We start from the raw sequence: 26,794 nt of genomic DNA on the forward strand, positions 1-26,794 counted from the left end.
AAAAAACGACCCCCGGTCTTGCCGGAGGTCGCATTTCGTTAAAAGCTCTGAGCGGATTAGCCGCCAGACAGCGTACATTTTTTGAACGCATCCCGCGTGGCGCATTTACTGGTCACACCTGCGCCGCCTTTGTTAACGCGCACAGGCTCTGACGAAGACGCCGTTTCACGACCGCTGAACATGGATTTCAGGCCGCCCAGAAAACCTCCGGCGCTTTGGTCGTCGGTCTGAGGGGCATCGTCGCCTCCTTTAAACGAGCCGAAGAGACGCCCGAACATCCCCTCGCCCTCGACTTCCGCCTTTTGAGTCTGGCCTTCGATCAGGTCCGACAGCCCCTTGCGATAACCGACTTGAACCAGATCATCCGCCGATCTGATTTTATTCGCGGTCAGATCAAACGTGTCGGCAGGCAAGCCGTACTGACCGGCAAGAGTATTGGCGACCAGAGCCAACCCATCCATATTTTCGATCCGCAACCGCGCCAGTTCGCCGCGAAGTTTAACAAACTCCGTCCGCAACGCGGCCATATTCGCGGCCAGCTCAGCCTCACCTTCAGGATTGGCGGCCGTGCCATTGGCTACGCCGGGCACTGGCTTACGCAGAACCGCATTCATCCCGTCATAGTCCAACTGGGCGAGGAAGGCGTGAACCTCTTCTGCGGGGGCGTCCGAATACAGCTGCATTCGGATTTCTTCACCCAGCCCGAGCGTTCCTTTGTAGATGTCGAAGCCGGGTTCGGTTGTGTAATCCGAAACGGTGGCCGTGACGATTGCCCAAAAGGCGCGATCATCCACCGTGATCACGCTGTATTGGTTTTGCTTGAACTGGAAATATGCCACCCCACCGATCACGCCAAAAGGTGCGAAATCGCTGTTGTTCAGCCCCAAACCCGCGATGGATTGGGCAATGTTACCGGCGAGCGTGTTGGAACTGGCATTTTCCCGGAACGACACCTGCAGCCACAGGGTATAGTCGCCCTTTTCATAAACCCAGCTTGTGCGTTCCAGCTTTGAGACTAATTGCTTGGCTTCCTGCACAGCGACGTTTCGGGCCAGAGGCCGGGCGGCCTCGCTTATATTTGCCAGACCGGGACCTTCGCGGGCATCCAGAGTGAACTCGACGTCAGACAATGACCGACGCACCCAGCCATCGCCCGACTCTGGCATGTAAGGTTTACCACCAGCGCGCCAACGCTGTTTCCGCTCGCGTTCGACCTGTTCCGCGTCCAGTTCTTCGTGATAGAGCGCGAAGCGCTGCTTTAGCGTATCAACGTAACCATTGGCGGACAGGGTCCCCTCGTGCTTTTTGTCCTGCTGGTAATAGTCAACCCCGGCAATGGCCAATATGACGACCAGCGCGAAACCAAGAAACCGCAAAGCGTCCATTTAAAACCCCAAAAAATCAATTGCTGCTCTTTTGTGGTGTGGCTAACAGCAAAATGGGGCGGGCTTGTGGCTGAAATGCAGAAATTCTTATTCTTGTTCAATCTGGTGCGACGGAAGAATTTTGCCCGGATTCATGATGTTATCAGGGTCTAAGGCCTGTTTAATCGCACTCATATAGTCTACTGCCGGTCCCAGCTCTTTGACCAGATAGGGGCGCTTGCCCTGCCCGATTCCATGCTCACCCGTGCAGGTCCCACCCATCGAGATGGCCAGGTCGTTCAGCCAGCCGACAAACCCGTCGGCCCGGGCAACCTCGTCGCTATTGTCCATGTCGATCAGCAACAGCGTGTGGAAATTCCCGTCACCGACATGACCGACAATCGGGGCCATCAGCCCCAGTTCCTCGGCCTTGGCACGCGTGGTGGTTACGCATTCCGCCAACCGTGAGATCGGTACGCAGACATCGGTAGAAATCCCCTGTGCACCCGGGCGCAATTGCAGACTGGCCCAGTACATGTCGTGCCGTGCCTGCCACAGCTTGTTGCGCTCTTCCGTCGTTCCGGTCGTTGCGAAATCGGTGCCGCCGAATTCTTCGGCGATCTGGCCAAAGGTTTCGGCCTGCTCGACCGCACCGGCATCCGAGCCGTGGAACTCCAGCAACAGTAACGGCGTTTCCGGCAGGCTGAGCCCGGAATACGCGTTGGCCGCCTTGACGGACAGTTCGTCCAACAGCTCGATCCGGGCGACGGGAACTCCGTACAGGATCGTCATCATTACCGCCTGACAGGCGGCATCTACCGTCGGAAAAGAACAGCGTGCCGAGGTGATCGCCTCGGGGATGCCGTGCAGGCGGAGGGTCAGCTCGGTGATGATACCCAGCGTCCCTTCGGCCCCGATCATCAGTCGGGTCAGGTCATAACCTGCCGAAGATTTTCGTGCCCGATGCCCGGTGCGGATGATCTGCCCGTCCGGCATCACCGCCTCAAGGCTGAGGATATTGTCCTTCATTGTGCCATACCGCACCGCGTTGGTGCCCGAGGCACGCGTTGCCGCCATCCCGCCCAGCGAGGCATTTGCGCCGGGATCAATTGGAAAGAACAGGCCCTGATCGCGCAGATGGGTGTTCAGGTCTTCACGCGTCACGCCCGGTTGCACCACACAATCCAGATCACCGGCGTGAACGGCCAGAACCTTGTCCATCAGTGTCAGGTCGACCGACACCCCACCAGCAGGCGCATTCACATGACCTTCAAGCGACGTTCCGGTGCCGAAGGCAATCACCGGCACCTTATATCGGGCGCAGGTTTTGACGATCTCCGAGACCTCGTCGGTTGAGTGCGGATACACCACCGCATCCGGGGCCTGGTTGTTGATCCATGTGGTGGTGTGACCATGCTGTTCCCGGATCGCCTGACTGGTTTGCAGGCGATCACCAAAGGTCTGTTTCAGGATGCCGACAGCCGTTTCAATCCCGGCCTCGTTTCGCGGTAACGCAGCTGCCTGCACCATATGGTTTCCCTCTTATTCGCCCAGCGCGATGCCTTCGCGGCGCGGGTCGGCACCACCGATCAGACTGTCTCCGATCTCGATCGCGTGCAGACCCGAAGTCAGATCGCGCGCGTTGACCTCATAGCCCAGTTCGATCAGTGCGTCCGAGAACCCCTCGGCCGCTGTCCCCTGTTCGACATCATAGGTGCCAAACCGGTTGACCAGATGTGGCAACGCCAACGCCTGCTGCACGTCCATGTCCCAATCGGCCCAAGCAATGATCGACTTGGCCACGTATCCGATGATGCGGCTGCCACCCGGAGAGCCAATGGCCAGGACCGGCGCGCCATCCAGCATCACAATCGTAGGGCTCATCGACGAGCGCGGACGCTTACCCGGCTCCAGGCGGTTGGCAATCGGAACGCCGTCCGAGTGAGTTTTGAACGAGAAATCAGTCAACTCGTTATTCAGCAGAAACCCGTTGGTCATCAGCCGAGAACCAAAGCCATTTTCGATTGTCGTGGTCATCGACAAGACGTTGCCATACTGATCCACAATCGAGATATGCGAGGTCGAAGGAAGCTCTAGCGAGATATCATCCGCCCAGTTCGATGCATGGTCGAATTCAGGATTGCCCGGTGCAACCTCGGACAGCGCGCCCTCACTACTCAGCAACTGCCCGCGTTCGGACAGATAGTCAGGATCGACCAGACCCAGTGTCGGCATCGGAACAAAGTCGTGGTCGGCCATATAGCGACCGCGATCCGCAAAGGCCAAGCGCGAGGCATCGCCAATCAGGCGCCACGCATTGGCGTTTTCTGGTCCCATCGCGGCCAGATCATAGCCGTCCAGCATTCCTAGAATCTGCCCAACCGTAAGCGCGCCGGACGAAGGTGGTCCCATTCCACAAACTTCATAGGCGCGATAGGAGGCGCAGACCGGCTCGCGTTCGATCACTTGGTAGAGCGCCAGATCGACGCCGGACAGAACACCCGGATTTCCCGGCGCGCTGCGAACCGTGCTGACGATTCCGGCTGCAATCTCGCCACCATAGAACCCGGCAGACCCTTCGCTGGCCAGAACCCGCAGCGTTTCAGCATAGTCCGGGTTCATCAGGCGCTGACCCTGTTGCAATGGCTCGCCGCCCGGCAGGAAGTACTCAGCCGTCATTGGGAACCGCGACAGCCGTTCTGCATCTGCCGCGACCAAGGTAGCCAGACGTGGGGAAACAAGAAAACCCTCATCGGCAAGGGTTATACCGTCCTGAAACAGGCTGGGCCACGGGCTGCGACCCCAGCGGCGGTGCGCCTCTTCCAGCAAGGCGGGCGTGCCGGGTGTGCCAACGGACAGACCGCCAACAACCGCATCGTAGAATTTCAAAGGCTCGCCATTGTCATCCTGAAACAACCGGTGGCTTGCTTCGAAAGGCGCAGTCTCGCGCCCGTCCAGCGTGGTCAGCTTGCCAGTTGCGGCGTCATACCAGACCAGAAACGCCCCACCGCCCAGGCCCGAGGACTGCGGCTCGACCAATCCAAGCACAACCTGCACCGCGACCATGGCATCGGCGGCTGATCCCCCGGCCCTCAGCACTTTGGCACCGGCCTCAACTGCCAAAGGGTTCGCGGCAGCAACCATCCAGTTTTCTGAGGTGACGGGCTCTCCGGCCATCTTGGCCTCAAGCGCTGCAATAACCTCTTCCGTCAGGGCCTGAACCTGCCCTTCCGAGGCACCTTCTGGCGCGACCGCGTCAGCGGTTTCCTGTGCAAAGGCTGGCCCGGAAAAGGCCACAGCCGTCAAAAACAATCCTGAAATCAGATGTCGTCTCATCGTGTCCTCCTGAAAACTGTTCCTGCGGCGCGTATGCGTCACAGCATGGATGGAACAACTTGGTCCGGCGGGCGATGCCCGTCTTCAAAGGTCTTGATATTGATAATGACTTTCTCGCCCATCTCGATCCGGCCTTCCAACGTGGCCGAACCCATGTGAGGCAACAGCACCACATTCGGTAGTTGCCGCAATCGCGGGTTCACCTGTGTGCCGTGTTCATACACGTCCAGCCCGGCGCCGGCGATATCACCGGAACGGATCAGACGGGTCAGAGCGTTTTCGTCGATCACCTCCCCCCGAGACGTGTTGATTACAACCGCCGAGGGTTTCAGTAGCTTCAGCCGCCGCGCATTCATCAAATGAAAGGTCGACGGGGTCGACGGGCAATGGATGGACACAACATCCATTCTGGCGACCATCTGATCGAGGCTTTCCCAATAGGTGGCCTCAAGCTCTTGTTCGACTTCAGGGCGCAACCGACGGCGATTGTGGTAATGCACCTGCATCCCAAAGGCCTGGGCGCGGCGCGCGACCGCCTGACCGATCCGGCCCATTCCCAGAATGCCAAGGCGACGACCACCGATCCGCCCGCCCAGCAGCGCTGTCGGAGCCCAGCCCGTCCAGTCGCCCCGCTGCATAACACCAACCCCTTCGGGGAATCGCCGCGTAACGGCCAGAATCAAAGCCATTGTCATATCCGCGGTGTCGTCCGTCAGCACTCCGGGCGTGTTCGACACCAGAATGCCGCGCTGCCGGGCCGTAGCAACGTCGATATTGTCTACCCCGGCCCCGTAATTGGCAATCAGGCGCAGCTTTTCACCGGCCTGCCCCAACACCCCACCATCAATCGTGTCAGTAACCGTCGGAACCAACACATCCGCGCTTTTGACCGCCGCGACCAGCTCGTCACGCGACATTGGGGTGTCGTCGTCGCGCAGCTGCACGTCAAACAACTCGCTCAGTCTGGTTTCCACGGCTTCGGGCAACCGTCGCGTAACGACAACACTCAGACGTTCTCTTGGCACCTGCGTCCTCCCATCGCTTTGCAAACCTTCGCGCACCATGGCATCGTGGCGCAGGATAAGGCGGGGTACAAGAACCCGCGACGCATTAAGACGACCTTTTTTCGAAACCCGATCAACAGGCACAAGAGCAGGCAGTCAGTGAGTGGTTTTCTAACGGTAAAACGCCGCCTTCTGGTGGTTTCGTCCGCATTTCTGATCGCTCTGGGCAGCCTGTCCGCCAGCGCGCAGGACAAGCGCGGCCCGGTCACCAACCTGCCACTGCCGCGATATGTCTCGATGAAAGCCGCCGAAGGCAACGTGCGCCGGGGCCCGTCGCTGACCCATCGAATCGACTGGGTGTTCAAGCGGCGCGGTATGCCGCTACAGATCACGGCTGAATACGGCAACTGGCGAAAGGTGCAGGATCGCGACGGAGCCGGAGGCTGGGTCCATTACGCCTTGCTCTCTGGCGTGCGTACAGTGCTGATAGAGGCCGAACTGCTGCCGGTTTATACAAGCCCCGATGCCAATACACAGGTCAGCGCGCAATTCGAATCCGGCGTCGTGGCCCGCCTCGGCAGTTGCACGCTGGACTGGTGCCACATCTCGGCCGGAGGCTACCGCGGCTGGGCGCTGAAATCGAACCTTTGGGGTGTCGACCCGTCCGAGTTGCGGGAATAGGCCGGTTTCCCAACCCTCAACCCGTGCGGGTGATGAAATCGCAGGTCAGCCTGACCAGCTCCGACCCGACATCCTCTTGCAGAAAATGGCCCGCCTTCGGCAAAATGACATGCGGCTGCCCCTCTGCGCCCGGACAATTCTTTTGAAAAACGGCTTCGACCCCCTTCATGACCATGTCATCCGCGCCAAAGGCCGTCAGGACCGGAGTGTTCAGTCCCCCGATCACCTTCCAAGCCTGCCGATTCGGCTCAGATGCCGGATCATCCGGCGTTGATGGGACAAGCATCGGAAACTTGCGTGCGCCGGCCTTGTAGCTTTCGTCTGGAAAAGGCGCATCATAGGCTGCGATGACCTCATCCGACAGCGATGAGACTGTCCCGCCTTTCAAAATCCCTCCGGCTGGGAAGACCGGCACCTCTTGGCTGAACTTGCGCCAGTTTTCAAAGGCCGCACCTAGCGGCTGATCCCCTGTCGGCAAGGCTGTGTTGGACACCACGATACGGGCGAACCGATCCGGCATCTCCGCCCACAGCCGCAACCCAATCAACCCACCCCAATCCTGACAAAACAAGGTGATGTTGCGCAGATCCACAGCCTTCAGCCATGCGCCCATCCAGGCCACGTGGCGTTCATATGTATAGTCGCTGCGTTCAATCGGCTTGTCAGACCGCCCAAAGCCGACAAGATCAGGCGCCACCGCCCGATGCCCTTTGGCAACAAATCCTGCGATCATATGACGATAAAGGTAAGACCAGCTGGGCTCTCCGTGCATCATCAATACGGGATCGGCGTCCTTTGGCCCCTCATCCACGTAGTGCACGCGCAACTTGCCGCCCTCGGTATCGTCGATTTGCACATAGTGGGGATCGAACGCAAAGTCGGCCAGCCCCTGAAACCGTTCATCCGGCGTACGCAGCACTTTCATGTCTCACCTCATTTCTAAACCTAAGCAGAGGATGCTTTGTGTCATCAGGGGGCACCAAATCACATATCGCAAAAAGTCGCGAAAATTTTGACACGTTTGTGGAGAATGCCAGAGGAACAGCGCCGAACAGAGAACCCATTCTGCGCGGTGTGAAGGTCGGGTATCTGGCGGCAAGTACCTGCAATGACGCCGCTTCCAAAAATATTTTTACGGCACGTTCATTTTTTGCCGGAAAGGCCTTGAACCCTCCAAACAACAATCGTAGATAGCGCCTCACCGTTGGGGTGTAGCCAAGTGGTAAGGCAGCGGTTTTTGGTACCGTGTATCGTAGGTTCGAATCCTACCACCCCAGCCACAACTCATAAGATATTGATACCAATGTATAATTTCGGAAATTCGTCCGAGATTTTCGGCTGACTTTAGGATTCTCAGACACCCCAGACTGCACTATCGCCGGAACTCCGGGGGTTTCCGCCAAAAGTCTGGAATCGGCATTCCCGCGGTAGCAGTTTGGCCGGGGATGATGGCAGGTGCATCTCCAATGATGCGGCACTGATGCACGGAGCCTGGATAACCCGGTCGAGAGTTAGCCGGTTCAACTTTATATTATTGAAAACGTGAAATAATTAGCCTGCGGGCAGTTGCTCAAAGGGTAGCAAACTGTTCGCGCTGCTCTGACCAGATCGGCGAGAAGGCTTGCCGTTTCAACCATTCGGAAGTCAGGCCAACCGGCTGCCTGCCCTCATGGATCGCACGGATGATATCAGGCGCCAGAAACGCCAGCTCGATCAGATGCTGAATACGGCGTTTTGAGACGCCTTCGGCCTCAGAAATCTCGCCGAAGGTTTTCCCGGAACGCACAAGGTCGAAATACCGGTGAGCCCGGGCAATGTTGCGAAGCAGGGTTTCGTCTGTTTTCGCTACCTCGTTACCGATGATGAGTTTTGTCTCGACCCCACGTTTGCGATGCTGGAACGGGGATGAGAAACTCAGGAGGTCTTCGGCGATGCGGTTCGCATCGGCGCCGATATGCTCTGCAAGATGTTCTGCTGACATTGAAATCCGGATCTCACCTGGAGAGATGTCGATGCGCTCAACCAGAACCAGTGCGGTACCGGAATTACCTTCTGCCCCTGCGTTTCCCGACTCTTGCGGAGGCGCCAGTTTGTCACCGATTGTCGCAATCTCGTCAGTCGTAGCTTCATGAAGAATACCCGCCTGAAACTCCGGGTTCGTAAAATGCTGCCCGATCAGAGCGGCAACCTTATCTTCCAGTTCGGGCGCCGGCAAACGCCAGCCGGAAGGATCGCGTGGTGCCGACCCACGCACCAGACGATGAGAAACGTAGTATCTCAGCCGAAGCCCTTTCGCTGACTTTGAATGGCTGGGGGTGAGGCGATCTCCGGTCTGATCGAAAATCCTGCCGGCAAGAAGCGAGACCGATGCCTTTGCTCCGCTCCTGTTGCGCCTGGTGAACGTTCGACCTTTCGCCGAGGCCGACCCAAGCTGACCCTGAATGCCATCCCAGACTTCCGGCTCAATAAGTGGTTCGTGCTGGCCAGGATAAGCTCTTGCATGAACGGCCAAACGTTCTTCTGGCTCTGCAATGGGTTCCATGCCCTGAAGGAGCCACCGCGAGAGGGTCCACGGGAGAGTGCAACGTCTCCCTGGCAAGATCGTGTTGTACTACAACACACATCTTGCGTAGCGCCTTATCTCTCAAAGTGTCGCAAGGATCACTTTGTTTTTGGAGTACCGAAAGCACACATATCCCACTTGAGACCAAGCGTTTGGTCGGCATCTTGGCCACTGGTTTTACGCTGTTTACACTGGTTGTTCAGGGTACAACCCTGCGCCTGGTGATCACAAAACTCGGGCTCAATAAGCTCTCTCCACTTGATACCGCTCTGTCGCGTCAGGTGGTTGCGGTCGCCTTGCAGTCGGTTCGCGAGGACGTGTCCCGCACCGCAGAAAACTACAACTTGACCCATGATATCGTCAGAAACGAAGCCAAACAGTTTAGCGAACGACTCGACGATGCTGTAAAGGCCGCCGAAGACAGCGCGGAGATTCTTGAACGTGACCGAATTACGCTTGGTCTTATTGCGCTGGCCGGTGCGGAACGAGATTCCGTATTGGCCCGGATGCGAGAACGCACCATGTCATCGGTTCTGAGTGAGAAAATCCTGTCCGACGCGGATCGGCTGATTGAAGGCGCAAGGACCGGTGGGCGGTTGGGCTATCAGCGCGCATCAAATCGGTCCGTAGTTTACGGCAAATCTTTTCGGATCGCCGTGTTTCTGCACAACCGGCTTCGAATTTCGTTCCCGCTCACCCGTATTACGACGGATCGTTTTGAACGATTGCTCATGCAACGGCTGATCTTGCAGGACCTTGATGGATTCGTCCGCGGCCGCATACGCCGGATCCACGGACGCCGGGTTGCGGAATTGCTTGATGAAGTGTTGGCGCGCCGATCTGAGGCGGTTCAGACAGCGCTGGATGGTCTGCGGCTACAATACCCCGGCTATGCCGAAAAGCTGGAGAGGCGGTTCATCCGACGCACGGCGCTGCGACTGGAAGAGCGTGAATACGCGGTTATGCGCGAGGACGGATTGGTGGGTGAAGAACTTTATTCGGTGTTGATGAATGAAGTAGCTGTGCGACGTAATATGTCTGAAGGCCGTCCGGTACTGGACATCGCCCTCAAAGGACGGGATCTGGTCAGGCAGTTTCCGCTATTTTCTGATCTCGACAAAGCTTCTCTGCGGAAACTCAGCCGAGCACTGCGCACCCGCTATGCAAACGCAGGTGAAACCATCTTATCCGAAGATGAAATTGCCCAAAGTGTATTCTTCATTGCTTCCGGAGCGGTGGAAGTGGAACTCGGCAGGCACAGCTCGCGGCTGGGTCGCGGCGAGATGTTTGGGCAATTGGCCATGCTGTTGAAACGGCCCCGTCGCGTAAACGTGCGGGCATTGGCACCTTCGACCCTGCTTATGCTGGACGAGGCAAGTTTCCGGCGCTTGCTGCGGCGAAGCAAGGCTATGCGGAATGCTGTCAAGTTGAGTGCTGACAAGCGAATGATTGACCCAGCGGTGTTGGACCTGGGAGAACCCGCAGAATCCTCTGGAACAGGGGCCAATTCTTGAGAGATCATCAATCAGAAGGGTTTCGCAAAACAACAGTGTTGTTTGACGGACGCCAGTCGGGATCGGGGCGATCAATACCTTCGGCATGTCCATGAGAAACTGAATATCAAGTCGTGCCGACTACTCGAAGCTGTGAGCATGGCCTCTTTGGGCGAATAACCGATCTTTCACAGCGCCGACAAGCGCTGCTTTGCTGTTTTCCAAATGAACAAACCAATCTGTAGAATCAAGCCTACCACCCTTCTTCAATTTGAATTTCACGCTGCAGGTTATCTCCCTGTTTTGCGAATTGCCCTTCAAGTTCAGAATCGCTGTCACGCAATTCGTCCGGGCCGAAGACCGGAGCGTCAGCATCACTGAGTAAGTCGAGAAACGCGATGCGATAGGCCGTCGGTGGATGCGTCGAGTCCACTGTCAGTTTCTCGGCATTCGCTTTGGCGATAAACGCGTCACGTTCCCGGACTGGAATTCCCGTAATAGCGTATGCAAATCGATCGACTAGCGCCAATCCGCCGGGCACCCGGTTCGCATGCATCTCCAAACGTGCTACCGCTATGCGTTCGCCAAGCATCGATTTTTGAAGGGCAGATAGCGATGCAGGTACTCCGGCGACGCATGCCCCGAGTGCGTCTGCTAAGTACTCAGACCTCTGGCTCTCAAAAAAAATTAGCCGCAACAAAAGCCTATGAAGGCCTGATACAATCAGGAACGGGAAATACATTATGATCTCGGCGAAAAGTTCATCTGCATCGGGTTCAAGAAACCAAAGCCATCCCTCTAGAGTGTGAAGCGCCTTGCCGGTTAAACCCGAACGGGCTGGATCACCGTTCACCTGATGTGCCACCTCGTGGGCCAGAATAGCCAACCTCTCCTCTGGTGTAGTCGCCCTCCATAGAACGGCACCGATTCCGATGACCCGCTTTCCTGTTGTATGCAGCATGAATGCATTGAAGTCAGGCGTAACCATAACGTGGGTAATGGGCTCAGTTCCCATTCGATCCGTGATCTGGTCTAAAAGATGGAATGTGGCAGGCAATTCGGAACGCTCCAAGAGACCTTCCAACCTGCGATGACGTATCGGCAGAAGAAAGTAACCTATTCCAACCATTACTAATCCGATGATTATTGCGAAGACGTTTGGAAAGGTAGTTGCGATTAGCAGCACGCCTAACGTTATCGAAACAAATGGGCTGGCAAGAATGGCCAGAGACAGAACAGTCGCCGCAACGGGTACAGTTCGCTTTCTGTCGAGTTTGCGTTCAATAAGGTCTTTTTGGGCATCCAAAAAGATTTTTTCGCCCAATCTGCGGTTCAGCCTCTCGCGGAACTGTGCGGTACTTTTATTCATCTATGAGAGTCAAAATCCTAAAACTAAACGAGAAATAATCTCTTTATTAAGGATTGGCTCAAGCGAATGAACTGGTCAACGGCTGTTTTTCTCTGTTAGCACCCTGATTGCCTCTTCACCAAGATGCCCTAGACCGACTGGAAGCGTGTGAAACAGCTTAATCTGTTTGCAGCATCCGATTCTATTGGCAATGACGGCTTTGGACGCCATTGCAGACTTCGGCGCTGAAGAAGCAAGCGCCTTTTAGCACGAATTAGTCATCGGCCCTTTGCTGCCATTCGTCCTTTATCTCAAACGCTGCGGTCGCAGATCACATCGCTGCCGTTCGCCGCGACTGCAAAGTAAGCTCATCTATAGAACTCTGTCGAAGCACGCTGTCCAGCCAGGACAGGAAGGCTGCCGGGTTTTTTGCTGGCCAAATGTGATCGGCTCCCGGAATCATACAACCACGCACGTTTGTGAGGCTGGCCGCCGCTTTGCTCGGAATCGTCCAGGCATCCCCTGATTTCTGGCCCCATGCCAAGTGAACCGGCATCGGTAGTGTTTCAAGTTCAGCGGCTGCAACTGAAGCGAAGCGGTGCTTAGCACTAAGTAAGGGTATCAGTGTATGGGCGTTCTCCAAACAAATCTGACGAAGGTTCGGCGGCAGCTTCCCGAGCGTGTCAGGCCCGCCAACAGCGCTGATAAAGGCTTTCAAGACTTCGACCGCATCGCCCGTGGCGGCAGTCTCTGTAACAGGCAAAAAGGTTTCCTGCATGCTCAATTGATGCGTTGCAATGCCCAGGGGAGTGCGAACAAGGCTTGTCGAGCTCGGCTCATATACCGCGACTCCACAAATCAAGTCAGGCCTGCCGACGCTCAGTCGCAAGGCGACATTTGCGCCATAGGACCAACCCACAACAAAAACTGGGCCGCATTCAAGGTTTTCGATGATGGAGGCAAGATCGTTTGCATGGGTTTGCTCATTGAACTCCAACGAGGTTGCTGGCCATTGATGAGGCCCGAACCAGCGTAGCGTCGGAGCGATACACCTGTACCGCTGCGACAGGTTCTGAATGTGAGGTTTCCAGATCCGATGGTCGCACGCCGCGCCGTGAACGAACAAGATGGGTGCTCCATTCCCGCAATCAATACCGGGAAAATGGTCGGTTTTTTCGTGTATGGTCATGAAACTGACTCCGGTTAGAGGATTAAATAGACAGATGAAGATCAGGGCCGGTTGGGCAGCGATCAGGGCGTTCGCCTGGCATTAGTGGCCTCGCGCACCCGGTTGTTTGCCATGCGATTGGAAACGGGACACCGCCCAACTTGTTAGTATCCGCATCGACTCGAAATTTCGCACGGCGTAACGCCGTGGCCGCGCGGCGGTTCAACCGGCAACCGCCAAATAGCGAGGCCCAAGGCTGCTGAACAAATCCCTGCACACGTGAAATCCATGGCGTCGGCGCGCTGACATGTTCGCAAAACAGGACCTCACCGTCTGGACGCAGCACACGCCGCACCTCGCTCAGAACCGCCGAGACATCTTGAACGGTGCAGAGCGTGTAGGTCAGCACCACGGTGTCGATGCACCTATCCGCAAGTGGGATATCCTCGCCAACGCCCTGAACAAATTCGACCGGAAATCGTGATCTATATGCCAGTTTCTGGGCCATGTTGAGGCTGCTCTGACAGGGGTCCAACCCGATAAGTTTGGTGACGCGATCCGCATCGTAAAGCGGAATATTCAACCCAGTGCCAACGCCCAATTCTAAAACGACGCCCTTGGCGTTGGGGACGATCCGCTTGCGTTGGCCTTCAAATGCGCGTCCGCCACAGCCGCAATCGACAATTCGGGGAAGGATATGTTTATTGTATAAAGACATGGTTTTACTCTCTGCTTGGTAAGGATGCAGGAACCATGTCGTGGTTTGGCGTTGTGAACTTGGCAGAGTTCTGGAGAAGCAATGAAGAAACGCTGGATTTTCAGGTCGCCTGAATGCTCTGCGCAGGTCTGACCCATAGATGTCTGAGGTTGGAAGCTCGTGATTTACAAATTTTCCGACTGCGTTCTCGATCTTGACCGTCGCACGTTGGTGCGCCATGAGATCGCACAGCATATTGAACCTCAGGTCTTTGATCTGCTGGTTCTTTTGGTTCAGGCCGAAGGGCGTACTGTCACCAAAGACGAGATCATCGCGCAAATCTGGGACGGGCGGGCGATCTCGGACGATGCGATTACCAGCCGCATCAAAAGCGCGCGAAAGGCAATCGGTGACGATGGGCGCTCCCAGCGATTCATTCGCACCTTACCGAAGATAGGGTATCGCTTTGATGGTCAGTTGGATGCGCAGCCCAGCGATCCTCATCTACGCGCGCCCATTGCTGTGCCAGAGCCCAGTGGCACACAGGTGGCCGAAACAACCGCGCCCGAGATTGGCTATATAACGGATCGAAGGGGCCGCTCAATCGGATATGCGGATCTGGGTAATGGCCCTCTGGTCATAGTCCCTCCGTTTTGGGTCACCGCGTCCGACCTGTGGCACGATCACCCGGATATTCAGGAGTTCTTTCTGACCTTGGGCAAAGAATTGCGCATAGTACGTTATGACCGACCGGGATCGGGCCTCAGCCGTGATGCGCAGCAAAACGAGACACTAGAGGATGAGGTCGCACTGCTTGAAGATATGGTCGCGGCGCTTAGTGCCGATCGGTTTTCACTTCTCGCGATCTCGGCGGCGGGACCCGTGGCCATCCGATATTCGGTCGCACACTCCGCACAGATAGATCGCATTTGTTTCTATGGTGCTTATGGCTCGGGCAAGGATCTGGCCCCCCCGGAATCGCAGTCCATGCTACTGGCGCTGATCCGACAGCATTGGGGCGTCGGTTCGCGCGCCCTTGCGGATATTTTCGTGCCCTCGGCAGACGCCGAAGACAGACGCCGTTTTGCGGCTCAACAGCGCGCCGCTGCGGACCCGGAACAGGCCGCTGCAATGCTCGAACTGAGTTGGCAGATAGACGCTAAACTTGACGCACCCAAAGTCGATGCTCCGACCCTTGTACTGCATCGTCAGGAAGATCACGCCGTTCCAGTTGAATTCGGGCAATGGTTGGCGCGTTCGATACCAGGCGCACGGTTGCAGCTCCTTCCGGGAGATGCTCATGCACCTTGGTTTGGACCGATGGATGTTGCGATACAGGCAAACTCATTTTTGCTTGGATAGCTACTCGTATTACGACGTCGGCCCAAAACGGCCATTGGTCGAGGCTTCCCATCGCTGCGGTGCCTCCGCGATCTCCAGTCAAACGTCTGCTTTGTAGTGTGCCAAGAACATCGCGACGCAATCGTCCAAAACATCTTTGGGCGTCGGGTTCTCGCCAAGGAAGAACTCTGGCCAGAAAAAGAAGTTTTTGACGAGCGCAAGAAGCTGGTTGGTCGCAAAAACCGGATCAGCTTTGCGAATCACGCCTGCATCCATGGCTTCGCTGATCAGCCTGGTTATTGGGTAATCATGTGTGGCGGTTTCAGTGAAGAATTGCCGAGACCGATCAAGGTCACGGATCAATTCTGAGATGACCATCCGGTTTAATCCGATGGCTGTCTCATCAGTGATTACACCGATGTAACGCCACAAGGCTTCCTTCAATTGTTCGACGAAGTCACGATCCGGGTCATAGGGCACCGGCTCCATGCTCCGGTTCTGCTCCAGCATGATCTGTGAGATCGCCTCGAAAAGGGCCTCCTTGCTCTCGAAATGATTGTAGAGCGTGCGACTCGATACGTTCGCTTTTTTGGCGATTGAAGTGGTCTTTGCCCCCAGAAACCCCTGCTCTTTGAACTCATCGATGGCCGCATCAATGATATCTTTTCTTTTTTTTTCAGTGCGTTTCACGGTTTCAGCCCCAAAAAGTAAAAAGATGTGTTTACAAACACTCTTACCGCATCATAAGTAAACACATCGTTTTACTTTAGCAAGACGCAAAGCTGTCTGACCCCGAAAGGACCAAGATCATGACAACTCAAAAACTCACCGCAGGCAAAAACGAAGTCACCTTCAAATCCTTTGGTGTGGAATTGGCGGGCGATCTCTACCTGCCAGAAGGCTTTGATGAGACCAATACCTACAAAGCAATCGTCGGCGCCAGCCCATTCCCGCAGGTCAAAGATCAGATCCCGGCCACTTATGGCCCGGAAATGGCCGCACGCGGCTTCATCTACCTCGGTTTCGACTACCTCGGCATGGGCTCGTCCCCTGCGCTGCCCGGGGAGCACAAGCAATCCCGCTACATGTTCCGGCTAATAGAAAACACCTGGGACGCTGTGTCTTACTTCGGTACTCTGCCGTTCGTCGACGAGATTTACGGTCTGGGCGTTTGCCAAGGCGGTTCAATCATCGCATCGGCTGCCGTGACCGATCACCGGATCAAGAAGATTGCCATGGTGTCCGGCATGATGGCGGCGGATGCCTTCCAGTGGACCGACCGTGATGCAGCGAACCAGTTGATCGCGTCTGCGAATGCGTCAACGCAAAAGATGTATGAAACTGGTGAGCCGGATTACGTTGCGCCCTTCGGACTGACCGACGAAATGTCCCGCGATGAATTTGTCGACGCGGCCGCCTATCCTGCGATGGCTGGCGAGACCTATGACTACTACGGCCGTGATGGAGCAAAAGGTCCAGTTGCGGTTGCGACCTTCACGAACATGCACATCGGCGATCAGCCCATGCAGTCGCTAATTTCAATCGGTGAGGCCTATGCAGACAAGATTGCGCAGCCCTCGCTGACGATTTACGGCACAAACGCCTCCACAGCGCCCTGCTCGACCCAGTTTGTCGAGAAGCTAACGAATGAGCACGAGGAACTGGCGTTTGATGACTTCTCCCATGTGGACTTCTACTACAAGCCCGAGGCGGTAAAGGCGTCAACCGATGCTGTCGCTGATTTCTTTAACAAGTGAAGTGAAGAGGCAGGGGTCATACAATGGTCTCTGCCTCCTTGCCGACAAGGCGGTTTGTTTGCTGATCTCCGCGCGAAGTTGGTCGTGTAAAATTTCTTGTTTTCAATATAGTTAGTCGCTGTATCTTGATTGGAACGAACCTGATTGGAGACACAGGAGATTTCATAATGGAATTGATTGCTGAGCAGCTTCGCACCTTCCCGATTATGGCGCTGTTTCTTTGTCTGGGCCTGGGGTACGGCATTGGAAAGTTTCGGATCGGCAAATTCGAACTGGGGGGCATCGCTGGAACCCTTCTGGTTGCGGTTTTTGTGGGCCAGATCGGAGGCATCAACCTAAGCACCGATGTTCAGAATGTTTTCTTTTCGCTTTTCATTTTCATGGTTGGCTACAATGGTGGCCCCCAATTCTTTGCGGCCCTAAATCGAACAGCCCTAACCAAGCTGTTGGCCGCATTTATGATGACCCTCTGGGGGCTTTTCTTTGTCGTGGTCGTCGCCCGTTTGGCTGGTCTGGACAAAGGTTTGGCCGCCGGGCTGGCTGCCGGAGGGTTAACTCAATCCGCAATCATTGGTACCGCTGGCAACGCCATCGACCTACTTGGGTTGGCCGCAGATGAAGCGGAAAAACTGAAAACCAACATCGCCGTAGGATACTCGGTGACTTATATCTTTGGCTCGATTGGCCCGATTTTGGCGGTCAGCGTCATACCAATCGTCATGCGTGTGGACCTGCGGAAAGAGGCGATCAAACTGGCCCAAAAACTCAGCGGCGGGGGCCGCAAACTGGAAGAAGGCGAATTCCTTCCAATGAACCGCTTTAACGTTCGCGCCTATCAGGTAAATTCCGACGCGTCGATCGCGGGGCAATCAGTGAAAGCCATTGAAAGCAGGTATACCGGTGATCTGATTGTCGAGAAACTATTGCATGAAGGTGCCCCGACGGACCCTGCGCCAGATATGGTTATCAACGCAGGCGATATTGTCGTTGTATCCGCGCTCGTCTCAACCCTGACCCAGTTCGAGGGCACTGCAAGTGGAGAGGTTGGCGAATACCCACCCGAATTGACTGTGGTGGAAGAGCGTCGCAACGTTGTTGTTACCAATCCGAAACTGACAGGCAAAACCATTGCCGAACTGCGCGAGGCCCTGACAGCCGATCAGCGACGCGGTGTTCATATCTCGAAAATAACCCGAATGGGTCACGAGGTGCCGGTGCTGCACAATACTGAAATCCATGCTGGCGATGAGATCAGCATCGTTGGCCACAAAGACGACTTGAACCGTGTAGCAAAAGAGGCGGGCTACACGCCGCCTCTGGCGTCGGCCACAAACTTCATCGCGCTGGGGATCGGTGTGGCAATCGGTTATTTGATCGGTGAGATCAGCTTTGTGATCGCGGGAACCAAAGTGTCGCTTGGCTCGGGTCTGGGTTGTCTCGTGACAGGGCTGATAATCGGGTATTTGCGTATTCGTCGACCCAAGATTGGCGGGATCAACCATGGGGCCGCAAACTTTCTGCAAAGCTTTGGTCTCGCGGTCTTCGTCGGGGTTGTTGGTCTGAATGCTGGCAAACCCGCTCTTGAAGCAATTCAGCAATATGGCATTACTCTGCTGTTGCTGGGTGTCGTGGTCACCCTGATGCCGATGATCGTACAATTCCCGATTAACTATTACTTCTTGCGGATCAAAAACCCGATCGAGGCCTGCGCGGTTGTGACCGGCTCACGTTCGGGCAATCCCGGCTTTGCAACGCTGTTGGAAAAAGCCGGGAATTCCACCCCCACACCGGCATTCACCATGACCTACGCGGTTGCGAATATCTTCCTGACGCTTTGGGGTCCGCTGGTCGTTGCCTTTGTGCCGTAGACAAAAAGTAGTACTACGATGCTTAGCTCCATGGAGCCGGAAGCAAAGATTGCCCTGATCGGCTCCATGGGAAGTTCCGCTGCCCGGGCTGGCAATCAGCCGTGCAGCGGCAAACCTTTTGAGGCACGGTAGGCCTGGACGTATCCCACCGCGACCGCTCTCACTGCTTTGCCGATCTGGCGATAGGCGCTGTCGTCCAGATTGGCAAAGGACACGCGTGCGGACCAGCTGGGCGCATCAAAACCCGACCCGTTCAGCAGCACGATCCCGTGGTCCTGCGCCAGTTTGAACGAGATATCGAGCGGGTGGACATTTTCCTTGATCCACTCGACCACCTCTTCGCCGACATATTTTCGCAGCCAGAACTCAAAGTCGATGATGCCATAATACTTGTCGAACAGAGGGTTGTCGGCCACTTCGATGCCCAGCCCGTCGACCAGTTCATCAAAACGATGTTTCAGGATACCCCAACAGAACTTTTGGTAGTTTTTTTCTTCGTCCATCAACTCGACAAGTGAGAAAAGGGTCATCATCACTTGCTGCGGCACCGAAAGACCCGCCGTGTGATTTAGCGCAACATCCCGGCTGTCGGCGACGATCCGGTCGATGAATTTGAACGCCGACGGATCTGGGGTCAACGACTCATATCGGGCGTTAACCACCGCTTTGGTCTCGTCCGGTGCCGCGGCAATCATCTTGTCGAAGATGTTATTCTCGGCCACCAGAATAGCGCCCAGACGCCAGCCCGTGCAGCCGAAATACTTCGAATAGGAATAAACTCCGATCGTGTTTTCGGGCAGATGACCCATCACCGACTGAAAGTTAGGAACAAAGGTGCCGTAAACATCATCTGTCAAAATGATCAGGTCAGGACGGCGGTTTTTCACAAAATCGACCAACCGGGTCATGACTTCGGGGCTGATCGCAACCGAGGATGGATTGCCGGGGTTAACCAGGAACAACGCTTTGACTTTGGGGTCGGCCAGCAGCTCAAAATCTTTGTCGCTCAGTTGGAAATGATCTTCTTCGGCGGAGGACACATCCACAGTGTTTAACCCGTAATCTTCAAGCACCGGCATTTCCAGATAAGGCGTGAAGATTGGCGTACCCAACGCAATAGTGTCGCCCGCATTCAGCAGCCGCTGGTTCTTGAGCGCCTTGAAGATATAGCACATCGCGGCGGTTCCGCCTTCGACCGTGTAGATATCGAATTTCACATCAGGCCGGTGCCCCGCGCACATAGCCCACATCACGTATTCGTGGACGATTGCCTCATTGTGTTCCAAACACCGGTCCGGCATCGGGTAGTGGTCACCAATGATACCGTCGGTCAATTCAAGCACGAAATCGTCGGGTTTGAACCCAAACTTCTCAATCGCGAAATCCACCACGGCGACCAGAGTATCCACTCCCGGAGGGCCGATTTTCTCAACTGCGTCAGCGCAATATACCTTTAGTCGCTCGTAACATCCCAGCCCTTGCGGCATACCGGCTAAACCGACCTGCGGCTCATCGCGATGCCGCTGCGCTTCGGTCATCGCGAACTGGCCTAAGAGGAAGAACGCCTCACGCGCCTTGGTGGCAATCCAGTTAGGGTTGCCACGCCCCGCATTCAGATATGGCAGCGCCGCCTGTCGCGCCTCTTTCTGAGCCAACTTGATAAGTTCGTCTTTGATTTGGAAAGGACTTAGGTTCTCAAATTTATGCAGGTCCAAAGTTTCTGACATGGCATCAAACCTTTGCGTTAGAACAATCGAAAGAATTCAACCGGATCGTATGCAATCAATTATGCCGATGTAAACATTGCTGTTTGAAGTGGACGGCTGATAAACACAAAATCATGCGTTTCAAATCAGACCTTTATAGACCATCCGTATCGATGTTTGCCGATTTTCAGAAGGGTGCGAGCGCGACTTTCAGGATTAAGTCCGCAGGTTGAAGTTTAAAATGCAAAGATTGCACTGCGAACGTCCGCCATCCTCCCTTGCTTTTCAAATTGTAGGGTTTCCACGCAAACGCCGAGAATGACTATAAGGGTAGCGATCTCGGGCTGAGCAGCGCTTTATAAAGCGGTGCGTCGCATCCGGTTTGGCATTTTATCAGGCACTCCAACCTGGTTTTAAGATCGTGCGCCGGTTTTGGCGGGCAACAGGCCATCCGGGCGGATCAGCAGGACTGCGATAACGGCACTGAGTACGATAGCATCCCGGTAAGGCGCTAAGTTGTCTGGCAGGAAAGCTTGGGTCAGAACCTCAAGCGCGCCCACGACGAACCCACCCAGAACCGCTCCGCCAAGGCTGCCCAGCCCTCCCAGTACGGTAGCGATGAATGCCTTGAGCACCGGAAAGAACCCCATCAGCGGATCGACCGAGCCGCGCTGCGCCGTCCAGATCACTGCGGCAATACCCGCCAACAGGCCGGAAATTGCAAAGGACATCGCCACAACCCGATTGGCATTGATGCCCAGCATGCGCAGCATCTCAAAATCCTCTGCCGCCGCTCGCATCGCCATGCCTATAGGCGTACGGCGAAGAACAAAGCTCAGCGCGCCGAGCGAAGTCAGCGTAACGAGGATGGAGATGGTCGGGGCGACACCGATAGTCATTCCGGCGATCTGATAGGTGCCGGACCACGAGGGGGGAAAGGAAATCGGCACGGGTCGGGCCGAGATGCCATTCTGAAACAGCACCTTGAGGATTTCGGATACAGCAAAGCTGGTGATCAGCAGCGAAACTACATCCGCCCCTCGCATGGCCCGAAACGCCGTACGCTCCATAGCCAATGCCATTGCCATCGCGGCTCCGATCCCGACCGTCAGCGCCGCAAGAGGCGGCAGGCCAAAGCTCATGGACAGGAAGATACCATAGCCACCAAAGGTCATGATCTCGCCATGGGCAAAGTTGATCAGACGCACGATGGAAAATACGATCGCCAACCCAAGCGCCAGCATCGCGTAAATCCCGCCAAGGCTGAGCGCGTTGATGATCTGCTGCAGAAGAAGGTCCATTGCGCCTCAGGCCGCCAGATAGGCTGATTTCAGGATGTCGTTGCCCGCCAAATCCCCCGGCGCGCCCGAGGCGGCAACCGCACCATTGGCCAGAACAACGGCATGGTCGGCGACCTCAAGCGCCAGTGCGGCGTTCTGTTCGACCAGAAGGATCGAGATACCCTCGGCCCGCAGGCCCTCAATGATCCCGAACACCGTGTCGACCATCTGCGGGGCCAGACCCAGTGAGGGTTCGTCCATCAGCAAAAGCTGCGGCTCGCTCATCAAGGCGCGAGCCACGGCCAGCATCTGTTGTTCTCCGCCAGACAGCAGCCCCGCAAGTTGTTTGCGCCGTTCGCCCAGGATCGGAAAGCGCTCCATCAGGGCCGCGCGGCGCGTGGCGGCGGTTTCGGGATTGCCCGCGGCAGAGCCTGCGAGGATCAGGTTCTCTTCGACCGTCAGCGAGGCAAAGATGCGCCGCCCTTCGGGGCAAATGGCCACGCCTGCGCGGACAATCGCATCAGGCGTGGCGTTGGTCAGGTTTCGGCCAAAGATCGCCACCGTCCCAGCCACTGGTGTGACGACCCCGGCAATGGCCATAACGGTGCTGGTCTTTCCCGCCCCATTTGCGCCGAGCAGTGCGGTGATACCCCCTTGGGGCACCACCAGATCGACGCCACGCACGGCCCGAACCGGGCCATAACGCACATCCAGTGCTGCTATGTCCAAGGCGGTTTCCATCACATCATGGGTTAGGCAGGATCGCCGGGTCGGCGGCTTCGCGCAGGATGAACTCTTTCTCGCCCGAAGCCGAAATTTGCGCCACAACCACATCGCGCAGAGGCATCCGGTCAGTGCCCGCGAAGGTGAAGTTCGACATCACCGCTGTGCCGTTCTCCAGCCCGGCCATCGCTTCGCTGACAGCCGCCGGATCGGTGGTGCCTGCCGCCGCGACGGCCTGTTCGATCATATGAGCGATGTCGCAACCATTGACGTAGTAGTTGTTGTCCGGCGTGGTGCCTGTGGCCGCTTCGAACCGGGTGATGAAATCGGCATAGGCCGAACCTTCATCGGGGAAACCACCTGACGTGTGTACAACGCCCGAGACCACATCGCCCAAGCCACGCACCGTCGGCGTATCCAGCACATCGCCGCCCATCACCTGCGTTTCCAACCCCGCGCCGCGCAGGGCACGGATGAAGGCGGGAAAGTCAGGCTCCCACGCCCAGGTGACGATCAGGTCGGGCGGAGTTTCGGCGCCCTGGATCGTTGTCACAATGGCCGAGAAATCGGGCTGGTTCAGGGAATAGTTGCTTTCCCCCACAACGTTGCCGCCAAGTGCACCAAACGCTTCGCCGAAATATTCAGGCCCGCCGAGGGTGTAGGCGCTGTCGGGCGACTTCACCAGCCACACGTTTTCAAACCCCTGATCCCGCGCATAGCCAGCCAGCACAGCGGCCTGCTGGTTGTCCGCCGGATAGCTACCGAATACATGCGGGCCGACCTGAGTCAGCACCGGCGCGGTACCCGCAAATGTCATGGTCGGAACCATGTCTGCGGCGGTGATTTGTGCGGCTGCAATCGTAGGGTCGGCATCTGCGGATGAGACGATGAACTTGGCACCTTCATCCAGCATCTCTTGCACCACCTGCACGCCAACGGCGATGTCCGAGCGGGTGTCCTTGACGATCAGCTTGACCGGCGTGTCGCCGTTCAGCCCGCCATTTGCGTTCATCTCGTCAATACAGAACTGAAACCCGGCATAGGCCGGACCGTCATAGGGGGCAAGATAGCCCGACTGGGCCGACATGACGCCGATAATATAGTCTTCTGCGACTGCGGTACTGCCAACAGCCGCAATGGCGCTGGCCATCAGGATTGCTTTGGTCTTCATGCTAAGACTCCTTCTGTTGGATCCGGACGGTCTTGTGATTGTTGTTTGGCCTGTGCGGCGCGCGCCGTCCGCCCGCGCCCGATATATGCTTCGATCACATGCGCATCGGCGCGCACCTCTTCCGGGGTGCCTTCGGCAATCTTCTGCCCCCGGTTCATCACCACGATCCGGCTGGATAGCCGGTTCACGAATTTCAGGTCATGGTCGATCAGAAGAACGCCGATGTTGCGGTCCCGTGCGATCTTATCCAACCGATCGGCCAGATCGTCTGTCTCTGCCGGGTTCATCCCAGCGGCGGGCTCATCCAGTAGCAGGATCGCCGGGTCTTGCGCCAACGCACGGGCAATTTCCAGCCGCTTACGGGCACCGTAAGGCAGGTTTTCTGCCCGCATTCCAGCGATCTCGCCCAGGTCGAACGCATCCAATTCTCTTAACGCAACAGTATCAGCGTCGCGCCGCGAATGGCCGGCAGCCAGAGCGGCGACAAGCACGTTTTCATAAGCCGTCAGGCCGCGAAACAGCCGAAGGTTCTGAAAGCTGCGCGCGACCTTGTGCCGGATCACCGCGTGACGCGGCAATCGGGTTAGCTCGGTGCCGCCGATGCGCGCCGAGCCCGTGTCTGCGTCATATTGCCGGGTCATCAGGTTGACCAGCGTCGACTTGCCCGCTCCATTAGGACCGATCAGTCCCGTGATCCGTCCCGTCGGCGCAGCGAAGCTGACGTCATCCACCGCAATTACCCCGGCGAAGTGCTTGGACAGGTCTTCGGCCACCAGCTCAGTCTCACCTACGGGCGCTGGGGCGGCAGCGGGTTGGGTCGCGCGTCTGATCCCGCGAAGCAGGCGGGCATCTGCGTCGGGTCCAAGTTCAAACGCACCAACGATGCCCTGAGGGCGCAGCCAGATCACCAGCAAGATGGCTAAACCCAAGGCGATTGTGGTCAGCCCGAAGACCTCGGGCAGTGCCATGCCCATCACCGTTGCGCCACCTTCGAGATTGCGGACCGAGTTTTGCAGCAATGTTACCGCAATGACCCCCACAACCGCCCCGCCGACTGAGGCCATGCCACCCACGATCATCATCACCACCTGCGCAAAGACGAGGCTGAGGTAGAAGGAGGCCGGAGAAAATGCTCCCAGAATATGCCCGTAAAGCGCACCCGCCATTGTGGCCATCGTGCCGGACAGGCACCACGCAATCAGCCGGGTGCGGCGCGGAGCGATACCAAGGGCGGTTGCAGCGTCCTCATCATCGCGCACCGCGCGGGCAAACAGACCCCAGCGGCTTTCCCGATAAGCGCGCGCAATCAGAATGAAAGCCACCGCCGCGCCCAGAACAAACAGCAGATCGGTGATCCGGGGCACGCCGTAAAAGGTCTGGCTGCCACGAGTGAACTCCCTCGCCCCGATTGCGATGGAATGTACGATGATCAGCAAACCAAGCGTCGAGATAGTGGCCGACGCTCCGACCAGCCGCGCGATGGCACTGCCACTCAGTAAAGCCAGCGCCAACCCTGTTGCGGCGACTATCGGCAAGGAGGCCCAAACCGTCAGCTCATGCCCCGCCAGCCAGACCGGCAGATCCGGCAAGGCCGAGCGTTGCAATGCCGCAGGCATAGTCAGGATGCCGGACAGATAAGCCCCGACAGCCATGAACGCACCATGCCCGAAACTCACGATCCCGGTGTTGCCGCAGAATACGGCCAAGGCCACTACGGCGGACACGTTCACACACATCAGGACAGCAATGCGCTCACCGGTTCGGCCAAACACCCAGGTCAGCACCGCTACCGCAAGTAGCAGTACTGCCAGTCCCGTTGCCGTACGCAGCAGATTGGCCGCCCGCAACCGTGCAGGATGGGTGCCGAGCGCGGGCATCACCTGCCCCCGTCCAGTTCTGCAATCAACTCTGCCGTGGTGACTTGCCTGCAATAGCCCTTGATGGTGCGCAGTGAATGGTCATGACGTTTTTGACTGTAGGTCAGGCAGGCGTCTGTGACCTGCGTGACTAAGTAGCCCAGATCACAGGCATCGCGAATGGCGCTTTCAACGCATTGATCGGTGATCAGCCCCGACAACACGATCTGCTTCACGCCTAAATTTCGCAGGATGTAATCGATATGGGTCGACACAAATACCGAAGACGAGGTCTTGGGCAGCACGATCTCATCCCCTTGCGGTGCGATCTGGTCGATCACCCGCCCGTCCCACGAGCCTTTGGGCACATGAAACCCGGTGATCTTGTAGTCCAGAGACCGGTCGCGCCCATCCAACGTCAAACTTTCGATGGTGGTATACATCACCTCGATCCCCGCCGCGCGGCAGGCGGATTGAATGGCCTGCATGTTTGGGATGACGCGGCTGTTCAACTGATCAAAGAACCAAGCGTATTTCTCGTTGAACTCATGGTCAGACAGATCCTTGAATTCGGCCCCGTCCCGATGTGCCGAGAAATTCTGCACATCGATGAACAGCAATGCCGCGTGTTCGGGAGTCAGAGGGACTTCGCGGGTCAAGGTCATGGCAAATTCTCCATGAAGGCATTGATGGCGTGAGACAAAAGGTCGATCCAGAGGGCGACACCTTCGGGGTGGTCGATCTGGTCGTTACGAATCTCGATCAGGCAATGCGGCAACCCCAGGACCTCGGGGTATTGCGGGATGAACCAGTCGGTCGCGTCATCGATCTGGTAGGGCTGGTTCAGGGCCAGCGTCAGATCGGGGCGTATTTCGGCAATCGCGGCCATCAGCGCCCTGGCGGTACCCTTCGATTTCCGCGTCAGAAACCCCGCGTGCCAAGGACGGTCCTGCCCATCCATACTTGGCGTATAGGAGTGAATCGAGAACGCGGCGCGGCGGTCATGCGCCTGGAACAGGCGATTAAGCTGCTGGTTCATCGGGGCAAATATCTCGCGCTCCCGCGCCGTCCGGTCGGCCTTGGTGGCCGAACTGTTGCCAGGAACCTCCTGATGATCGCTGATAACGGGCATAAATGTAGGGCTTCTGGGCGGGCGATTGCAGTCGACAACCAGCCGCGAATAGCGTTGCAGAACCAGCGGCGCCTGCAAAGCACTCGCCAGACCGCGAGCCACATCCTCGGCCCCGATATCCCAGCCGCGATGACTAAGCAGAACGGCCTGACTCACCCCAAGATCGCCTAGCGACGCCGGGATCGCACGTCCTGCATGCTCGCATAACAGCACCAGATCGGACGCACTGTCGCCATGCACCACGTCAACGGGCGCAGGATCGTCAGGGCCGATTAGGGCTTTGGCAGAAATGGGATGCATGCTTGA

21 protein-coding genes, 1 tRNA gene and 1 pseudogene are annotated in these 26,794 nt (G+C 56.9%); 6 read left to right on the forward strand and 17 right to left on the reverse strand.

The features are described 5' to 3' along the window. Positions 1-56: 56 nt before the first annotated feature. The 4 genes from ACOQOY_RS02160 to ACOQOY_RS02175 all read right to left on the reverse strand — a co-directional run bounded on the left by ACOQOY_RS02160 (position 57) and on the right by ACOQOY_RS02175 (position 5,725). Positions 57-1,385: a hypothetical protein gene (locus ACOQOY_RS02160; RefSeq protein ID WP_420583845.1), complete on the reverse strand. Its 1,329-nt coding sequence runs from the start codon at positions 1,383-1,385 to the stop codon at positions 57-59. An 87-nt stretch (positions 1,386-1,472) separates the two neighbouring features. Further along, positions 1,473-2,894, reverse strand: a complete 1,422-nt coding sequence (locus ACOQOY_RS02165) for an FAD-binding oxidoreductase (protein WP_420583846.1) — start codon at positions 2,892-2,894, stop codon at positions 1,473-1,475. 12 nt (positions 2,895-2,906) lie between these two features. Further along, positions 2,907-4,700, reverse strand: coding sequence for a gamma-glutamyltransferase (gene ggt, locus ACOQOY_RS02170; protein ID WP_420583847.1), 1,794 nt, complete (start codon positions 4,698-4,700; stop codon positions 2,907-2,909). 38 nt (positions 4,701-4,738) lie between these two features. Then, positions 4,739-5,725 carry a 2-hydroxyacid dehydrogenase gene (locus ACOQOY_RS02175; RefSeq protein ID WP_420583848.1) on the reverse strand — a complete coding sequence of 329 codons (987 nt, stop codon included), beginning with the start codon at positions 5,723-5,725 and terminating at the stop codon, positions 4,739-4,741. Between the two features lie 171 nt (positions 5,726-5,896). On the opposite strand from ACOQOY_RS02175, the gene ACOQOY_RS02180 reads away from it, so the two are divergent. Beyond that, positions 5,897-6,385: an SH3 domain-containing protein gene (locus ACOQOY_RS02180; protein ID WP_420584022.1), complete on the forward strand. Its 489-nt coding sequence runs from the start codon at positions 5,897-5,899 to the stop codon at positions 6,383-6,385. A gap of 16 nt (positions 6,386-6,401) precedes the next feature. Here ACOQOY_RS02180 and ACOQOY_RS02185 read toward each other — a convergent pair whose 3' ends face one another. Next, positions 6,402-7,310, reverse strand: a complete 909-nt coding sequence (locus ACOQOY_RS02185; protein ID WP_420583849.1) for a haloalkane dehalogenase — start codon at positions 7,308-7,310, stop codon at positions 6,402-6,404. A 280-nt stretch (positions 7,311-7,590) separates the two neighbouring features. On the opposite strand from ACOQOY_RS02185, the gene ACOQOY_RS02190 reads away from it, so the two are divergent. Next, positions 7,591-7,665: transfer RNA gene (locus tag ACOQOY_RS02190), tRNA-Gln, on the forward strand. Positions 7,666-7,955: 290 nt separating this feature from the next. Here ACOQOY_RS02190 and ACOQOY_RS02195 read toward each other — a convergent pair. Then, the gene (locus ACOQOY_RS02195) at positions 7,956-8,927 is read right to left on the reverse strand and encodes a hypothetical protein (protein WP_420583850.1); all 972 of its coding nucleotides are present in this window, start codon (positions 8,925-8,927) and stop codon (positions 7,956-7,958) included. A gap of 83 nt (positions 8,928-9,010) precedes the next feature. Between ACOQOY_RS02195 and ACOQOY_RS02200 the strand changes: the two are divergent. Continuing rightward, positions 9,011-10,462, forward strand: a pseudogene (locus ACOQOY_RS02200) (cyclic nucleotide-binding domain-containing protein); the annotation flags it as partial. Between the two features lie 232 nt (positions 10,463-10,694). Here ACOQOY_RS02200 and ACOQOY_RS02205 read toward each other — a convergent pair. From ACOQOY_RS02205 to ACOQOY_RS02215, 3 genes are all read right to left on the reverse strand, one after another. Next, the gene (locus ACOQOY_RS02205) at positions 10,695-11,810 is read right to left on the reverse strand and encodes a M48 family metallopeptidase (RefSeq protein ID WP_420583851.1); all 1,116 of its coding nucleotides are present in this window, start codon (positions 11,808-11,810) and stop codon (positions 10,695-10,697) included. Between the two features lie 310 nt (positions 11,811-12,120). Next, positions 12,121-12,978: an alpha/beta fold hydrolase gene (locus tag ACOQOY_RS02210; RefSeq protein WP_420583852.1), complete on the reverse strand. Its 858-nt coding sequence runs from the start codon at positions 12,976-12,978 to the stop codon at positions 12,121-12,123. Positions 12,979-13,000: 22 nt separating this feature from the next. Beyond that, positions 13,001-13,675: a class I SAM-dependent methyltransferase gene (locus ACOQOY_RS02215; RefSeq protein WP_420583853.1), complete on the reverse strand. Its 675-nt coding sequence runs from the start codon at positions 13,673-13,675 to the stop codon at positions 13,001-13,003. A 159-nt stretch (positions 13,676-13,834) separates the two neighbouring features. Here ACOQOY_RS02215 and ACOQOY_RS02220 point away from each other — a divergent pair, with 159 nt between their 5' ends. Further along, positions 13,835-15,016, forward strand: coding sequence for a winged helix-turn-helix domain-containing protein (locus tag ACOQOY_RS02220; RefSeq protein ID WP_420583854.1), 1,182 nt, complete (start codon positions 13,835-13,837; stop codon positions 15,014-15,016). A gap of 78 nt (positions 15,017-15,094) precedes the next feature. Here the strand turns inward: ACOQOY_RS02220 and ACOQOY_RS02225 are convergent, their stop codons facing one another. Further along, positions 15,095-15,685 (reverse strand): TetR/AcrR family transcriptional regulator, encoded by a 591-nt coding sequence (locus ACOQOY_RS02225; RefSeq protein WP_420583855.1) that lies wholly within the window; start codon positions 15,683-15,685, stop codon positions 15,095-15,097. Between the two features lie 119 nt (positions 15,686-15,804). Here ACOQOY_RS02225 and ACOQOY_RS02230 point away from each other — a divergent pair, with 119 nt between their 5' ends. Further along, positions 15,805-16,752, forward strand: a complete 948-nt coding sequence (locus tag ACOQOY_RS02230; RefSeq protein ID WP_420583856.1) for an alpha/beta hydrolase — start codon at positions 15,805-15,807, stop codon at positions 16,750-16,752. A 167-nt stretch (positions 16,753-16,919) separates the two neighbouring features. After that, a complete protein-coding gene (gene aspT / locus ACOQOY_RS02235) occupies positions 16,920-18,620 on the forward strand; it encodes an aspartate-alanine antiporter (RefSeq protein WP_420583857.1) in 1,701 nt (566 codons plus the stop codon). Positions 18,621-18,715: 95 nt separating this feature from the next. On the opposite strand, the gene ACOQOY_RS02240 is transcribed toward aspT, so the two are convergent. The 7 genes from ACOQOY_RS02240 to ACOQOY_RS02270 form a co-directional block, all read right to left on the reverse strand. Continuing rightward, positions 18,716-20,347 (reverse strand): bifunctional aspartate transaminase/aspartate 4-decarboxylase, encoded by a 1,632-nt coding sequence (locus ACOQOY_RS02240; RefSeq protein WP_420583858.1) that lies wholly within the window; start codon positions 20,345-20,347, stop codon positions 18,716-18,718. A 392-nt stretch (positions 20,348-20,739) separates the two neighbouring features. Then, positions 20,740-21,627, reverse strand: a complete 888-nt coding sequence (locus ACOQOY_RS02245) for a branched-chain amino acid ABC transporter permease (protein WP_420583859.1) — start codon at positions 21,625-21,627, stop codon at positions 20,740-20,742. Positions 21,628-21,633: 6 nt separating this feature from the next. After that, a complete protein-coding gene (locus ACOQOY_RS02250; protein WP_420583860.1) occupies positions 21,634-22,335 on the reverse strand; it encodes an ABC transporter ATP-binding protein in 702 nt (233 codons plus the stop codon). A 16-nt stretch (positions 22,336-22,351) separates the two neighbouring features. Then, a complete protein-coding gene (locus tag ACOQOY_RS02255; RefSeq protein ID WP_420583861.1) occupies positions 22,352-23,500 on the reverse strand; it encodes an ABC transporter substrate-binding protein in 1,149 nt (382 codons plus the stop codon). Further along, complete coding sequence (locus tag ACOQOY_RS02260; RefSeq protein WP_420583862.1) at positions 23,497-25,377, reverse strand: ATP-binding cassette domain-containing protein; 1,881 nt, start codon at positions 25,375-25,377, stop codon at positions 23,497-23,499. Before ACOQOY_RS02260 ends, ACOQOY_RS02255 begins: the two co-directional genes overlap by 4 nt. Beyond that, entirely contained in the window at positions 25,377-26,021 is a 645-nt protein-coding gene (locus ACOQOY_RS02265; RefSeq protein WP_420583863.1) for an isochorismatase family cysteine hydrolase, read from the reverse strand. The genes ACOQOY_RS02260 and ACOQOY_RS02265 overlap by 1 nt, the downstream gene beginning before the upstream one ends. After that, on the reverse strand, positions 26,018-26,788 hold the full coding sequence (locus ACOQOY_RS02270; protein WP_420583864.1) for an N-formylglutamate amidohydrolase: 771 nt from the start codon (positions 26,786-26,788) through the stop codon (positions 26,018-26,020). Before ACOQOY_RS02270 ends, ACOQOY_RS02265 begins: the two co-directional genes overlap by 4 nt. Positions 26,789-26,794 lie beyond the last annotated feature (6 nt).

This window comes from Ruegeria sp. (assembly GCF_965221235.1).
Taxonomy (GTDB): domain Bacteria; phylum Pseudomonadota; class Alphaproteobacteria; order Rhodobacterales; family Rhodobacteraceae; genus Ruegeria.